The 16,168-nt window shown below is 68.3% G+C and carries 6 protein-coding genes; 4 read left to right on the plus strand and 2 right to left on the minus strand.

The features are described 5' to 3' along the window. Positions 1 to 243: 243 nt before the first annotated feature. Positions 244 to 11,136, plus strand: a complete 10,893-nt coding sequence (locus G154_RS20810; protein WP_019511728.1) for a type I polyketide synthase — start codon at positions 244 to 246, stop codon at positions 11,134 to 11,136. A gap of 197 nt (positions 11,137 to 11,333) precedes the next feature. Here the strand turns inward: G154_RS20810 and G154_RS20815 are convergent, their stop codons facing one another. Further along, positions 11,334 to 12,413 carry a dihydrodipicolinate reductase gene (locus G154_RS20815; RefSeq protein ID WP_023985154.1) on the minus strand — a complete coding sequence of 360 codons (1,080 nt, stop codon included), beginning with the start codon at positions 12,411 to 12,413 and terminating at the stop codon, positions 11,334 to 11,336. 258 nt (positions 12,414 to 12,671) lie between these two features. On the opposite strand from G154_RS20815, the gene G154_RS20820 reads away from it, so the two are divergent. The 3 genes from G154_RS20820 (at position 12,672) to G154_RS20830 (ending at position 15,840) form a co-directional block, all read left to right on the plus strand. Continuing rightward, positions 12,672 to 14,507 (plus strand): acyl-CoA dehydrogenase, encoded by a 1,836-nt coding sequence (locus tag G154_RS20820; protein WP_019511730.1) that lies wholly within the window; start codon positions 12,672 to 12,674, stop codon positions 14,505 to 14,507. Positions 14,508 to 14,635: 128 nt separating this feature from the next. Next, positions 14,636 to 15,247 carry a ClpP family protease gene (locus G154_RS20825; protein ID WP_019511731.1) on the plus strand — a complete coding sequence of 204 codons (612 nt, stop codon included), beginning with the start codon at positions 14,636 to 14,638 and terminating at the stop codon, positions 15,245 to 15,247. A gap of 2 nt (positions 15,248 to 15,249) precedes the next feature. Beyond that, positions 15,250 to 15,840: a ClpP family protease gene (locus tag G154_RS20830; protein ID WP_023985153.1), complete on the plus strand. Its 591-nt coding sequence runs from the start codon at positions 15,250 to 15,252 to the stop codon at positions 15,838 to 15,840. Here G154_RS20830 and G154_RS20835 read toward each other — a convergent pair. After that, positions 15,837 to 16,163, minus strand: coding sequence for a helix-turn-helix domain-containing protein (locus G154_RS20835; protein ID WP_023985152.1), 327 nt, complete (start codon positions 16,161 to 16,163; stop codon positions 15,837 to 15,839). The genes G154_RS20830 and G154_RS20835 overlap by 4 nt on opposite strands. Positions 16,164 to 16,168 lie beyond the last annotated feature (5 nt).

A 16,168-nucleotide genomic window follows, 5' to 3' on the forward strand; every position in this document is an offset into this window, starting at 1 on the left:
CACGATAGCGGCTGTCGGCACGCGGGGCCGCCCGGCAGGGGCCCTCGACGGCGGTCATGAAACCGCGTGCGATAGCACGGTACATGCAATACTGACCGCCGAGTAAGGTACCGGCGGTGAATGCCGGCAGATGAGCGGCAGTGATCGTTGCACAGGCAACCGAGGCCACTGCACGGGGTCTGGACCCTGGCACCCATATCTCATCATCCACAGTTCATCAGACCGAAGCGGGGAGTACACCTGATGGCCGAGACCGAGCACGCCGAGCCGACCCGATTCGCGATCATCGGCTACGCCGCCCGACTGCCCGGAGCGACCGACGCATCCGCCTATTGGGACGTCCTGCGCGGCGGCCGTGACGCGGTATCCCCGATCCCGGCGGACCGCTGGGACATCGACGAGTTCTTCGACGCCGATCCAGGGGCGCCGGGCAAGGTCGTCACGCGGCGCGCAGGGTTCGTCGACGACGTGACCGGGTTCGACGCACCGTTCTTCGGCGTGTCCGCCCGCGAGGCGCGCCTGATGGACCCGCAGCACCGGCTGCTGCTGGAGACCTCGTGGCGGGCGGTCGAGCATTCGGGTACCGCGCCAACGGCATTGGCCAACACCAAGACCGGCGTGTTCGTCGGGCTGTCCACGCACGACTACCTGGCCATGGCCTCCTCTGAGCTGAACTATCCCGAGGTCGAGGCGTACCTGGCCATCGGCACCTCGGGCGCCGCCGGTGCCGGGCGGATCAGCTACCGGCTCGGCCTGCACGGCCCGGCCGTCACCGTCGACACCGCCTGCAGTTCTTCCCTTGTCGCCATCCACCAGGCCTGCCAGGCGCTGCAGTTGGGCGAATGCGATATGGCGTTGGCGGGCGGCGCGAACGTACTGCTCAGCCCGGCCACCATGATCACGTTCTCGCAGTCCCGGATGCTGGCTCCCGACGGCAAGTGCAAGACGTTCGACGCCGCTGCCGACGGATACGTCCGCGGCGAGGGGTGCGGTGTCATCGTGATCAAGCGCCTTGAGGACGCGGTGCGCGACGGCGACCGGATCCGCGCCGTGATCCGCGGCAGCGCGGTCAACCAGGACGGCGCCTCGGGTGGTCTGACCGTTCCCAACGGCGTCGCCCAGCAACGCGTCATCTCCGAGGCGCTGCACCGTGCCGGCGTGGCACCCGGGGATATCGATTACCTGGAGGCGCACGGCACCGGCACGTCCCTCGGCGATCCCATCGAGGTCCAGGCCGCCGCGGCCGCCCTCGGCAAGGACCGCGATCAGCCGCTGCTCATCGGCTCGGCCAAGACCAACATCGGCCACCTGGAGGCCGCCGCCGGTATCGCCGGGGTGCTCAAGGTGGTCTTGGCGCTGGAGAACCAGGAGTTGCCCAAGCACCTGAACTTCCAGCACCCATCCCCGCACATCCCGTGGGACCGCATCCCGGTCCGCGTCGTGGAGGAGGCGACCGCCTGGCAGCGCTCGGACCGGCCACGACTGGCCGGGGTCAGCTCGTTCGGCTTCTCCGGCACCAATGCCCACGTCATCCTCGAGGAAGCGCCCGAAACCGTGCCGGCCGGGACCGCCGCCGGCGACGACCGGCGGTTCATGCTGCTGCCGCTGTCCGCGCGCACACCCGCCGCGTTGGTGCAGGCCGCCGAGGAGTACCGCAACTGGCTCGGCGAGCACCCCGAGGCCACCCTGGCCGATGTCTGCCTGACCGCCGGCGCCGGCCGGGCCCACCTCGAGCACCGGGCCGCGCTGGTGGTCAACTCATTGGAATCGGCACGCGAACTGCTCGGTGCGTTGGCCGACGACCGCCCCGCGCCGGGTCTGGTGCGCGGTGACTGCGTCGACGCGCCCAAGACCGCGTGGTTGTTCCCCGGACAGGGCAGTCAGTACGCCGGGATGGCACGGCAGCTCTTCGAGACCGAACCGGTCTTCGCCGACACCATGACCCGATGCGCGAATGCACTCGACATCCCGTTGCTCGACCTGATCTTCGACGCCCCCGAGGGTGACGCGACGATCCGGCTGACCCAGTACGCCCAGCCCGCGATCTTCGCGGTCGAGATGGGCCTGGCCCGGCTGTGGGAATCCTGGGGCCTGCAACCCGATATCGTGCTCGGCCACAGTGTCGGCCAGTATTCGGCGGCCTGCGTCGCCGGCGTCTTCAGCATGGAGGACGGCATCCGACTGCTCGCCGAACGTGGCCGACTGTTCGGTGAGCTGCCTGCCGGTGGTCGGATGGCAGCCATCTTCGCCGATCCCGACAGGGTCGAGCGTCTGGTCGATCAGTATCCGAGCCTGTCGGTGGCTGCCTACAACGGCGCGAACACCGTACTATCCGGTCCTGCAACGGATCTGGAGAAGGCTATCGCCGGGCTGGCCGACGACGGAGTGCGTTGCGACTGGCTCGACACCAGCCATGCGTTCCACTCCGCACTGCTCGACCCGGCGCTGGACGCCTTCGAGTCATTTGCCAATCAGTTCGAGTACAAGGCGCCGCAACGAATTCTGGTGTGCAATCGCACCGGGGCCGCGCTCGGCAGGACCGCAAAGCTCGACGGCGCCTACTGGCGTAGGCACGCCCGGCAGCCTGTCGAATTCGCCAAGAGCGTGGCGACATTGGCCGAACTCGGATGCGCGGTGTTGCTGGAAGTCGGCCCGCAGCCGGTGCTGACCGCCGCCGCCATGCGTGCCTGGCCGGATCCGACCCACACCCCACGGGCGATCGCCTCCATGCGCCAGAACGGCGCCGATCATCGTCAGGTCATCGACGCATTGGCCCAGGCCTACATCGCCGGACACCTGCCCGATTTCGATGCCGTGGTGCACCGGCCGGCGCACAAGCTCGACCTGCCCACCTATCCGTTCCAGCACCGCCAGTACTGGTTCAAGGACAAGCAGGCCGACAAGGGCCGGACGGGTTGGACCGACGACGCGCCGCGCACCGAAGCCGTTCGACTGCTCGAAGACGGCCGAATCGCCGAACTGGCCGCACTGCTCGATGGATCCGATGTCAATCAGGCAACCGTGGACGCCCTGAGCAAGCTTGCCGCACAGCACAATCGGCAACGCGACGCGCAGTCGATCGGCGATGCCCGTTACGAGATCCGTTGGCAGCAGGCCGGCGCACGCTCCGCGTCGACGGCAACGGACGCCACCTGGGTGCTCATCGGTGACGACACGACGGCCATCGCCGGGCTTGTCGATGCCGTGGCGGCCATGGGCCACCGCCACCGACTGGTGGCACTCCCGGTCTCCGATGCCGACGAGCAACGCCTGGTGACCGATCTGGCCTCGGCGGTGCAGGACGAACCCGAGGTCCGCATCCTGCATGTCGCCGCCTTGGACTCCCACACCGCCCCGTCGATGCAGACCCTGCTGCGGATGCAGCACCGGGTCCTCGGCGGAACCCAGCGGTTGTTCCGTGCGGCCGCCACCGCCGGGGTGCGCACACCCATCTGGACCGTGACACGGCAGGCACAACGGGTCGCCGAAGGCGATGCGGTGGCCCCCGAACAGACCCTGCTGTGGGGTTTCGGCCGCGCGGTCGCCCTCGAATATCCCCAGGTGTGGGGTGGGCTCGCCGATCTGAGCGGAGATGCCCAGGAGTGGCCGGAACTGATCCGCCAGATTCCCGGCCTGCCCCGCGGTGAGGACCAGATCGTTCTCCGCGGTCGGCAGGTCTGGGTTCCACGACTGGTCCGGCGCACCGGTCAGCCCAACCCGAAGCCGCTGGAATTGCGTTCCGAGGCAACCTATCTGATCACCGGCGGGTTGGGCTCGCTCGGCCTTGAGATCGCCGCGCACCTCGCCGCACACGGCGCCAAGCAGCTGGTACTGACCAGCCGGCGTGCACCGAACGAGGCGGCACAGAAGCGCATCGCCGATATCACGGCCACGCACGGTTGTGCCGTGCGCGTGATAACCGCCGATGTCGCCAACCCGCACGACATCGCCCACCTGATCGCGACGGTGCGCGCCGAGTTGCCGGCGCTGGCGGGCATCGTGCACGCAGCAGGCGAGAACAGCACGACACCGCTGGCCACCCTGGAGGCCGCCGAGTTGGATCGGGTGTTCGGCGGCAAGGTGTGGGGCGCCTGGTATCTGAGCGAAGCCGTCGAGGGTCTGCCGCTGGACTTCTTCGTCTCCACATCGTCGATCTCGTCGGTGTGGGGCAGCTATGGCCAGAGCGCGTACGGCGCGGCCAATGCCTTCCTCGACGGTCTGACCTGGCGGCTGCGCGAGCAGGGCATCGCCGGTTGCAGCGTGAATTTCGGACCATGGGCGGCCGGCATGGCCGACCCGCACGCGCGCGAACAGCTGGAACGACGAGGGGTGCGGACACTGCCGCCGGCCGATGCGCTGGCCGGTCTGGCCGACGTATTGGTCGGTACGAGCGTGCAATCCGTACTCGCCCGCGTCGATTGGTCGAAGTTCCTTCCGGTGTACCTACAGACCGGCTCGCGTGCGCTGTTGGCCGAGGTGGCGCGCGAGGTGCCCGACTCGGTGAGCGCACCGACCCGCGCTTCGGGTGCCACCCCGCTGGTCGGTCAGCTCAGCACCGCACCGGTACAACAGCGCAAGAAGATCGTGCTGGAGTATCTGCGCAATGCGGTCGCCGAGGTGACCCAGGTCGATGCCGCCGATATCCGTGAGGAGGCCGGGTTCTTCGACCTCGGCATGGACTCACTCATGGCCGTCGAACTGCGGCGCCGCCTGGAAGGCGCGGTGGGCCAGGAACTTCCGGCGACACTGGCGATGGATTACCCGCGCCTGTCCGATGTGGCCGACTACCTGCTCGGCGACGTGCTCAAGCTCAACGACCGGTCGGCTGGCCGCACCGAGGCGCAGCCGGTCTCGCTGGCGTCGGCGGCCACCGACGAACCGATCGCGGTCATCGCGGTCGCCTGCCGGTTCCCGGGCGCACCGGATCCCGACGCGTACTGGGAACTGCTCTCCGGCGGAGTCGATGCGATCCGGGAGATCCCCGAGGACCGGTTCGACGTCGACGAGTTCTACGACCCCGATCAGCAGACACCCGGCAAGATCTACACCCGCAACGGCGGATACCTCGACAGCGTCGACACATTCGACCCCGAGTTCTTCGGCATCTCCCCCCGCGAGGCGATGTGGATCGACCCACAGCAGCGGCTGATGCTCGAAATCGCCTGGGAGGGACTCGAACGCGCCGGATACGCGCCGTCGTCCCTGCGCGGCAGCCGAAGCGGTGTGTTCGTCGGCGTCGGCGCCAACGAGTACTCCCACCTACTCTCGGGCGATTCGGTGGAAAACCTTGAGGCCCACTTCATCACCGGTAACGCGCTGAACGCCATCGCCGGCCGCGTCGCCTTCACCCTCGGCCTGGAGGGCCCGGCCATGGCGGTGGACACCGCCTGCAGTTCATCGCTGGTCGCCGTCCACCAGGCCGCCCAGGCACTGCATTCCGGTGACTGTGATCTGGCCCTGGCCGGCGGGGTGAACGTCCTGCTCAGCCCGGCCTCCATCGTCGCGGCATCGCAGGCCCGGATGCTGTCGCCGGACGGCCGCTGCAAGACCTTCGACGCCGCCGCCGACGGGTACGTCCGCAGCGAGGGCTGCGGTGTGCTGGTGCTCAAGCGGCTCTCCGATGCCCAGCGCGACGGGGATCGGATCTGCGCGGTGATCCGCAGCAGCGCGGTCAACCAGGACGGCGCCTCCAGCGGTCTGACGGTCCCCAATGGTGGTGCCCAACAACGTCTCATCGCGTCCGCCCTGGACCGCGCCGGTCTCGGCGGCGGTGACGTCGACTACCTGGAAGCGCACGGCACCGGCACTCCGCTCGGTGACCCGATCGAGGTGCAGGCGGCCGCTGCGGCGTACGGGCGCGGCCGTGACGTGCACCGGCCGTTGTTGATGGGTACCGCCAAGACCAATATCGGGCACCTGGAGTCCGCGGCGGGCGTCGCGGGACTCATCAAGGTCGTGCTCTCGATGCAGCACGAGATGCTGCCGAAGACGTTGCACTTCAGTAATCCGTCTCCGCACATCCCGTGGGAAACCCTGCCTGTCAAGGTCGTCGACGAGGCGACCCCCTGGCACACCGACGGCCGTCCGCGGCGCGCCGGGGTCAGCTCGTTCGGCTTCACCGGCACCAACGCCCACGTCCTGCTCGAAGAGGCGCCGGCCGCACTGCCCGCCGAACCGACTGACGAGCCCGAGGCCACGGCCAGAGAGGCACTGTGCGTTCTGCCGTTGTCGGCCCGGTCGGCGGCGGGATTGACCGCGTTGGCACAGCGGTACGGGGGCTGGCTGGCCGCCAACCCCGATGCCGAACTCACCGATGTGGCCTTCACCGCGGGCGCGGGACGGTCGCACTTCGAGCATCGCGCGGCGGTGGTGGCCAGTTCCACCGCCGAGGCCAAGATGCTGCTGGAAGATCTGGTGGCCAACCGGCTGCGACCGGGAGTGGTGCGCGGTGAGTGCGCCGATCCCCCGACCACCGCCTGGTTCTTCCCGGGCCAGGGCAGCCAGTACCCCGGCATGGCGCGCGAACTCTTCGACACCGAACCGGTTTTCGCCGAAACCGTGCGCAGTTGCGCGCAGGCCGTCGACGGGATCCTGCCGCAACCGCTGCTCGAGGTGCTGTTCGGATCGGGCCGCGAGGCGGCCGAGACGCTCAAGCACACCTCGTTCGCACAGCCGGCGATCTTCGCCGTCGAAATGGGGCTGGCCCGGCTGTGGCAGTCTTGGGGTATCGAACCGGACGTGGTGCTCGGGCACAGCGTCGGTCAGTACGCGGCGGCCTGTGTCGCCGGGGTGTTCAGCCTCGAAGACGGTGCGCGGCTGATCGCCGAGCGCGGGCGACTTTTCGGCAGCCTGCCCGCAGGCGGCCGGATGGTGGCGGTGTTCGCCGATCCGCAGTACGTCGAACGCGCCGCCGAAGCATTCCCGCGGGTGTCGGTCGGGGCCTACAACGGCCGCAACACGGTGCTGTCGGGTCCTGGCGAGGATCTGGAGCAGATCGTCACCAATTGCAGTCAGGAGGGCGCGCGCTGCACCTGGTTGGAGACCAGCCACGCGTTCCACTCCGAGTTGCTGGACCCGGTCCTCGACGAGTTCGAGTCGTTCGCAGCGCAGTTCGAGTATGCGGTGCCGTCTCGGCCGTTGGTGTGCAACCGGACCGGTGCGGTGCTCAGCGCCGAGACCCCGATCGACGCGCTGTACTGGCGCCGGCATTCCCGCCAGCCGGTGCAGTTCACCGAGAGTGTGCGCACGGTGGCCGCGTTGGGCTGCACGGTGCTCATGGAGATCGGGCCACAGCCGATCCTGACCGCGGCCGCCCTGCAGTCCTGGCCTGAGTCGGCGGCCACGCCGCGGACCATCGTGTCGCTGCGCAAGGGGGCCAACGCGCAGCGTCAGGTCGCCGATGCGCTGGCCACCGCCTACATCAGCGGCCACCGTCCGGACTTCTCGGCCCGATTCCACAGTCCGGCACACCGACTCGAGCTGCCGACCTACCCGTTCCAGCGGCGCCGCTACTGGCCCAAGGCGTCGGCGATCCTGAGTTCCGGCGGCACCGCCGCCTCGGGGATCCTCGGCAGCCCCAAGGATCTGGCGTCCGGGGACACCGTCTACAGCAATGTGTTCTCGGTGAAGACGCAGCCGTGGTTGGCCCATCACGTCATCTACGGGACCGTCGTGGTTCCCGGCGCCACCTACGCGTCGATGGCCCTGGCGGCCGCCGGCGCGCCGGCGCGGGTGAGCGATGTCTACTTCTACGAGCCGATCATCCTGCCGGACAAGGCGGCCCGTGAGGTGCAGCTGACCCTGCGCACCGTCGAGGACGGCTGGAAGTTCCAGGTGCACTCCCGGCCGTACGGGGTGCGCGAAGCCGAATGGTCGCTCAACGCCGACGGCACGTTGACCTCCGGTGTCGACATCGACCAGCCGGACGAGTCGACCGCCGCGCCCGACGAGGCCGTCGAGCACATGAACCGGACACGCCCGCAAGAATTGTTCGACATCTTCAACGATCTCGAACTGGCCTGGGGCCCGACGTGGTCCAGCTCGCTGCGCTCGCTGTGGGTGGGTGACGGTGAAGCCATCGGCGATGTGTCCGTCGGCGACGAGCTCGCCGAGCATCTCGGCAGCGAACCGATCCACCCTGTGTTGCTCGATCTGTGCACGGGTGTCGCGTTCCCGGCGTTCCCGGCCGTACTGGCCGCCGAACAGGGCATCCACGATCTGTTCCTGCCGCTGCGATACGGGCAGGTACAGCTGGCGGCCAAGATGCCGAACCGGTTCTACTGCCGGGCCCGTTGGCATGAAGGTCCGCTCAACAGCGAAACATTGGTCTTCGACCTGGATTTCGTCGACCGCGACGGCCGCGTCCTGGGTGGTATCCGCGAGTTCACGGTCAAGCGCGCACCGCGCGAAGCCTTGCTGCGTGGCCTCGGTGGTGACTCGACCAGGTTGCTCTACACCCTCGGCTGGCACGAGGGCGCGGCGCCGGAATCGGCCACCGAAGACAGCGCGGGGACCTGGCTGATCGCCGGATTCGACGAGCTCGCGGCCCACCGGCCCGGTGCGGTCACCATCGATACGCCCACCGATCCGCAGGCCTGGCAGCAGGCCTTCGGCGCGGCCACCGAGCATGGGGCCGGCGTCGCCGGAATCGTCTGGCGCAGCAAGACTTCGGCGCAATCCGACGAGACGACCGCAGAGCTGGCCGTCCGGCTCGAGGCCGAGGTGAGTGCGCTGCTCGCTGCCACCCAGACTGCGCTGGCCGAGCAGACCAGCACCCTGGCGGGCGGTGTGTGGATCCTCACCGACGGCGCGGTGGCCACCGAACCCGGTGAGCCGGTCGATCCGGTGCAATCCGCACTGTGGGGATTCGGGCGTACGTTGATCGCCGAACAGCCGATGCTGCGGGTCCGGATGATCGACGGGGACGTCTCGGCGGACAGCTGGTTGCCCGCGGCGCTCGGAACGCCGGTCACCGAGCCGGAGATGGCCGTGCGTCAGGGCCGCTTCCTGGTGCCACGGCTGCTGCACTGGGCGCGCAACGGTTACCTGCCGATGCCGCGGTCGGAGGACTTCGTGCTCGCACCGACCGAACGCGGCGCCATCGACAACCTGCGCCTGACCGAGAAGGACGTGACGGCACCCGAGCCCCACGAGGTGCAGGTCCGGATCGAGGCGGCCGGGCTGAACTTCCGTGACGTGCTCAACGTGCTCGGCCTGTACCCGGGAGATCCGGGGCCGATCGGTGGCGACCTGTGCGGTGTGATCACCGAGGTGGGCGAGGACGTCACCGAATTCGAGGTCGGGCAACGGGTGTTCGGCTCGATGCAGGGAGCGTTCGCCAGCCGGCTCAACGTGCCTGCGCAGCTCCTGGCGACCGTGCCCGACGGCATCAGCTCGGTCGACGCCGCGACCATTCCCGCGGCGGCGCTGACGGTGCGGCTGGCCTTCGACTGGGCTCAGATCAAACCGGGCGACAAGGTGCTCATCCACGCCGCCAGCGGTGGCGTGGGCCTGGCGGCAGTGCAGATGGCCCGCCAGCACGGTGCGACGGTGTTCGCCACCGCGAGCACCTACAAGCGGGCGACGCTGCGGGCCATGGGCGTCGAGTACGTGTACGACTCGCGCACCGTCGATTTCGCCGACCAGATCCTGGCCGACACCGATGGCGCCGGCGTGGATGTGGTGCTCAACAGCCTGACCAACGACGGCTTCATCGAGGCGACGGTCCGGGCGACGGCATTGGGCGGGCGTTTCGCCGAGATCGCCAAGCGCGATATCTGGACCCCCGCCCAGATGGCCGCGGTACGTCCGGATATCGACTACGAGATCATCGCGTTGGACGTCACGATGATGAGCGATCCCGACCACATCCAGCGTCTGATGTCCGAGGTGTCCGACGGTCTGGCCGATGGCGTGTGGACGCCGGTGCCCGCCGAGGTCTACCCGCTGACCGAGGCCAGGACCGCCTTCCGCCGCATGCAACAGGCGCGTCATATCGGCAAGATCGTCATCCAGATGCCCAAACCGCTGCAGCCGCAGGGTGACCGGACCTACCTGGTGACCGGCGGCCTCGGTGCGCTCGGTCTGCACACGGCCGGCTATCTCGCACAGCTCGGCGCAGGCGATATCGTGCTGACCAGTCGCCGCAGCCCTGATGCGGAGACCCAGCAGGCGATCGATGCCATCACCGAGCGCTACCACTGCCGGGTGCACGTCTTCTCGGCCGATATCGGCGACGAAGCAGAGGTGGCCGGGGTCCTGGAGCGCATCCGGCGGGAGCTGCCGCCACTGGCCGGCGTCGCTCATCTGGCCGGCGTGCTCGATGACGCTCTGCTGCCGGACCAGAACCTGGACCGATTCCGGAAGACCCTGGGCCCCAAGGCGTACGGCGCCCACCACCTGCACCGGTTGACCGCGGGCGAGGATCTGGACTTCTTCATCCTGTACTCCTCGGCCTCGGCAGTGCTCGGCTCACCGTCACAGTCGAACTACGCGACCGCCAACGCGCTGCTCGACGGGCTCGTCGCGCAGCGCCGGGCAGCCGGGTTGCCGGCCACCGCGGTGAACTTCGGCCCCTGGGGCCATGGCGGTATGGCCAGTTCACAGGCCGCGGTGGCCAACTTGAGCGCGCAGGGCATGATGCCGCTTGAGCCATCGGCCGCGTTGGCCGCCCTCGGTGAGGCGATCCGGCACGGCGTCGGGCAGTCCACGGTGCTCAAGGCGAACTGGCAGCGGACCGCGAAGATGCTCGGCGGTATCCGTCCGCCGCTGCTGGATCAGGTGCTGCCCAGCGGTGATTCGGCCGGTGGCGGCGACAGCGAGTTGCTCCGGCAGCTCCAGGAGCTACCGGTGGCCGCGCGTGCGGGATTCGTCACCGAGTTCCTGCAGCGTGAGGTGCAGGGCTTCCTGCGCCTGGCACAGCCGCCGGCGGCGACCAGCCGATTCCTGGACCTGGGGACCGACTCGCTCATGGCGGTCGAGCTGCGCAACCGGCTGTTCGGGCAGTTCGGCGGCAAGTTCGACATCAGCCCGACGGCGGTGTTCGACTATCCGACGATCGGTGAGCTCGGCGAGCATCTGGTCTCGCAGCTTCCCGATGCCGAGGCTCCTGCCGAATCCGAGGCCAAAGCCGGCTGAGGTGCGCATGTAGCGGGGTTCAGTTCGGGTGGACCGACCTGAACCTCGCTGCGCGTCATGACGTACCTGATCGCAGCCGGCGAACCGGTCGCCCCGTCCCGGCTGCAACCAAGTAGGTAGTACGACCGATTCACCTACCTCGGTGCAGCCACGACACCGGTTGTGGCGTTCTGGTTGAACCGAGGTAGGAAACCCGGTCAGGTCCAGCGCGCGGCCTCTGCCTCCGGTGCCACCGCCGAGCGCAGCGGCACCTGGAGTCCGTCGTAGATCCCCGGTTTTTGTTCGGCCAGCCAGTTCAGCGCGCCGAGCAGCCGGTTGGCCGCGGTGGTGTTGCCGCCGTCCGCGCGGGTTCCGCCGGGAACGTCGGCCCGGGTGGTGATGGTGAGCTGCGGGTCGCCATCCACGATGACACGGTGATCACCCACACCCTCGTCGGGCTGTGGCCATTCCGGCGCGCAACTGGGATGGATCCGGGTGATGTGCTCGATGATGACGCGCTTCCTGCCCTGCGACCAGCCGATCACCTTGAGGAAGAAGGCCCCCTGGGTCCCCTTCTCGAACGGCCCCATGACGGTGTCGACGGTCTGTTCCAGCGGCAGCCGCTCGACCTCCTCGGTGATGTCGTCGATCTCGATACCCAGGCCGCGGCCGATCAGCCGGACATTGCCGCCCCACACCATCGTGGGGATGCTCGGCAGGAGCATCATCGGGGTGTCGTCCATGGCGCCCCCAAAACCACAGCGCAGCCGCACCGCCTCCGGCTGGTTGTAGGTCGAGTAGTCGAAGATCTCCTGGCAGGTGATGGTGTCGATGCGCGTGCACAGGCTGGCCGCGGTGACCGCCAGCGCGTCATTGCCCCAACCCGGGTCGACACCGCTGACCAGCAGGGTGGCACCACCCTCCTCGGCGGCGGAGGTCAGCCGCTGCACCCACTCCACCGGCGCCGAGGCCGGGTCGTAGAGCGAGTACAGCGACGGTGTGACGACGTGCTTCCCGGCGCGTAGGCACCGTTCGATATCGGCGATCGCCTCTTCGGGCCGGATATCACCGGAGGCCATGTAGGCGACCGCGTCGGCGGCGGCGAGCGCGGCGTCGACATCGGTGCCTGCCCGGATCCCGGTCGGGTCGGGCAGGCCGGCGAATTCGGCGGCATCACGGCCGGCCTTCTCGGCGCTGGAGGTGAGGACGCCGGCCAGTTCGAGGCCGGGGAAGGCGACCGCCGATCGGATCGCCGTCGAGCCCATGTTCCCTGTTCCCCACACCACCACACGCCTCATGCGCCTCACCTTAGAGGTTTGTTGGGCGCCTTCGTGGCGAGCATCACATATCACCTGAAATCGCAGTTCAGAACGGGTTTCGGTAGCCGGCGGCCAGCCCAATCAACCACCGGGTTGGTTCGCTGGCGCCAATTTGCTCGACACCCCTTTGAGATGCGGTTACCGAGCGGTATAGTTTCAGGCAGTTACTGGTGGGTAACTTAGCGCAGTCCGCACGAGAACCCAACCGACAAGCTTCGATCTCACCGAGGAGAAACCGTGAGCCATTACAAGAGCAACGTCCGTGACCAGGTCTTTACCTTGTTCGATGTGCTCGGTCTCGACAAGGCGCTCGGCGAGGGCTCGTTCGCCGAGCTCGACGCCGACACCGCCCGCGAGATGATCAACGAGATGGCGCGACTGGCCGAGGGCCCGATCGCCGAATCGTTCGCCGACGGCGACCGCAACCCGCCGATCTTCGATCCCGCCACGCACACGGTCAAGCTGCCGGAGTCCTTCAAGAAGTCGGTCAACGCGACCATCGAAGGTGGCTGGAACAAGGTCGCCCTCGACGAGGAGCTCGGCGGTATGCCCGCCCCCAAGGCTCTGCTGTGGGCTCTCAACGAGCACATCCTCGGCGCCAACCCGGCCGTGTGGATGTACGGCGGCGGCGCCGGCTTCGCGCAGATCTTCGCCCACAACGGCACCGAAGAGCAGAAGAAGTGGGCCGCGATCGCCGCGGAGAACAACTGGGGCGCCACCATGGTGCTGACCGAGCCCGACGCAGGCTCCGACGTGGGCGCCGGCCGTACCAAGGCCGTCCAGCAGCCCGACGGCACCTGGCACATCGACGGCGTGAAGCGCTTCATCACCTCCGCCGACGCCGATGACCTCTTCCCCAACATCGCGCACCTGGTGCTCGCCCGCCCCGAGGGTGCGGGACCGGGCACCAAGGGTCTGTCGCTGTTCTTCGTACCCAAGTTCCACTTCGACAAGGAGACCGGGGAGCTCGGCGAGCGCAACGGTGTCTTCGTCACCAACGTCGAGCACAAGATGGGCTTGAAGGTCTCGGCCACCTGTGAGCTGACCTTCGGCCAGCACGGCGTCCCGGCCGTTGGCTGGCTCGTCGGCGAGGTGCACAACGGCATCGCGCAGATGTTCGACGTCATCGAGCAGGCCCGGATGATGGTGGGCACCAAGGCCATCGCCACGCTGTCGACCGGTTACCTGAACGCTCTGGAGTACGCCAAGGAGCGTGTGCAGGGTGCCGATCTGACCCAGATGACCGACAAGACCGCTCCGCGCGTCACCATCACCCATCACCCGGATGTGCGTCGCTCGCTGATGACCCAGAAGGCCTACGCCGAGGGCATGCGCGCGCTGTACATGTACACGGCCACCTTCCAGGACGCCGAGGTCGCCAAGGCACTGCACGACGTGGATCCCGACCTGGCGGTACGCGTCAACGACCTGCTGCTGCCGGTGGTCAAGGGCTTCGGCTCGGAGACCGCGTACCGGTACCTGACCGAGTCGCTGCAGACCCTGGGTGGTTCGGGCTTCCTGCAGGACTACCCGATCGAGCAGTACATCCGCGACGCCAAGATCGACTCGCTGTACGAAGGCACCACCGCCATCCAGGCGCAGGACTTCTTCTTCCGCAAGATCGTCCGCGACAAGGGACAGGCCCTGGCCTACGTCTCCGGCCAGATCGACACCTTCGTCAAGAACGAGACCGGCAACGGCCGCCTCAAGGCCGAGCGTGCACTGCTCGCGACCGCCCTGGAAGACGTGCAGGGCATGGCCGCCACCCTGACCGGCTACCTGATGGCCTCGCAGGAGGACCAGAGCGCCATCTACAAGGTGGGCTTGGGCTCGGTGCGCTTCCTGATGAGCGTCGGCGATCTGATCATCGGCTGGCTGCTGCAGCGTGAGGCCGCCGTCGCGATCGAGAAGCTCGACGAAGGCGCCACCGGTGCGGACAAGGCCTTCTACGAGGGCAAGATCGCTGCCGCGTCGTTCTTCGCCAAGAACTTCCTGCCGCTGCTGACCAGCACCCGCACGGTGCTCGACGCACTCGACAACGAAGTGATGGAGCTGGACGAAGCGTCCTTCTGATTCACCTGACCAAGAGCCCCCGGCGAACTCGCCGGGGGCTCTTGCGTTGTCGGGGCGGTCATGCCGGCCGTTCTGCTGAGAGCAGCGTGGGCTGCGAAAAGGACTCCGCAGCAGGCAGAGTCACCACCATGAACCAGAAACCGCCCCTGTTCGGCAGGCAGCTGCGCGACGACCTGTACCGCAAACGGGTACTCGTCCTCGACGGCGGCCTCGACGACGACAACGGTGCCGTGCTGGTGGCGCAGCTGCTGACGCTGGCCGCCGACTCCGACGACGACATCGCCCTGTGGATCCACTCCCCCGGCGGATCGGTGCCCGCCATGCTGGCCATCCGCGACGTGATGCGGCTGATTCCTGCCGACGTCACCACCCTCGCCCTCGGACTGGCATGCAGCGCAGGGCAATTCCTACTCTCGGCCGGTGCTCCCGGTAAGCGTTTCGCACTGCCGCACGCCCGCATCCTGATGCACCAGGGCTCGGCGGGGATCGCCGGGTCGGCCGTCGAGGTCGAGGTGCAGGCCGACGATCTGCGGCACACCCGCGATACCGTGCTGGGGCTCATCGCCGCCGATACCGGTCAGCCTGTCGACCGCATCTTCACCGACTCACTGCATGACCGGTGGTTCACCGCCGAGCAGGCCCGCGAATACGGTTTCGTCGACCACATGGTCGGCGAGTTCGCTCAGATCGCACCGAACCGCAAGCAGCGCATCGGGATCGGGATCGGGATCGGGGCATAGTGATGAGCACCTACACCATCCCCAACGTCATCGCCCGTACAACCAACGGTGAGCGCATCATGGACGTCTACAGCCATCTGCTCACCGAACGCATCGTCTATCTGGGCACCGCCATCGATTCCGGTGTCGCCAACGCGTTGATCGCGCAACTGCTGCATCTGGAGGCCGACAACCCCGAGCAGGAGATCGCGCTCTACATCAACTCCGAGGGCGGCGACCTGTCGGCGATGCTCGCCGTCTACGACACCATGCGGTTCATCAAGGCCCCGGTGGCGACGACATGCATCGGCCAGGCCGTCGCCACCGGCGCGGTGCTGCTGGCCGCCGGCGCCCCGGGACGGCGTTCGGTGCTGCCACACTCCCGGGTGGTGCTACACCAGCCGGCCGCCCAGGGCCGGGGCACCATCCCCGACCTGATCCTGCAGGCCGACGAGGTGGTGCGCACCCGCAACCAGCTGGAGACGATCCTGGCCCGGCACACCGGCCGCAGCACCGAGCAGCTACGCCACGACACCGACCGCGACCGGGTGTTCGACGCCGACCAGGCGGTGGCCTACGGGCTTGCCGACCGGGTTCTGCGGGAACGCGCCTAAGCCGCCAGCCGTGCAATGCCGTCGCCGCGACGCCCCTTGGCACGGGTGAGATCGGCCGAGATACCGCCGAGCAATCGACCCAACCCGACACCGAGCGCCCCGCACACCGCGGCGATCATCTCGCTCGACGGTTCCTTGCGGCCCCGCTCGATCTCGGAAAGATACTGCGGGGACACCCCGGCGCGCGCGGCGACGTCCACCAGTCGCTCTCCCTTGGCGCGGCGGGTGTCGCGCAGCCGACGGCCCAGCACCTCGCGCCACAACGGCTCCGGCGTGCGGTCCGGCTCAGCGCGGTTCGGATCGAACGGAATGACCTGGCCCATGACAG

This window comes from Mycobacterium sp. VKM Ac-1816D (genome assembly GCF_000416385.1).
GTDB classification, from domain to species: domain Bacteria; phylum Actinomycetota; class Actinomycetes; order Mycobacteriales; family Mycobacteriaceae; genus Mycobacterium; species Mycobacterium neoaurum_A.

Bases quoted from the DNA above. Each gene is read 5' to 3' on its own strand.
- G154_RS20830 (WP_023985153.1), top strand. From the start codon at position 15,250: ATGAGCACCTACACCATCCCCAACGTCATCGCCCGTACAACCAACGGT.
- G154_RS20810 (WP_019511728.1), top strand. From the start codon at position 244: ATGGCCGAGACCGAGCACGCCGAGCCGACCCGATTCGCGATCATCGGC.
- G154_RS20815 (WP_023985154.1), bottom strand. From the start codon at position 12,413: ATGAGGCGTGTGGTGGTGTGGGGAACAGGGAACATGGGCTCGACGGCG.
- G154_RS20835 (WP_023985152.1), bottom strand. From the start codon at position 16,163: ATGGGCCAGGTCATTCCGTTCGATCCGAACCGCGCTGAGCCGGACCGC.
- G154_RS20825 (WP_019511731.1), top strand. From the start codon at position 14,636: ATGAACCAGAAACCGCCCCTGTTCGGCAGGCAGCTGCGCGACGACCTG.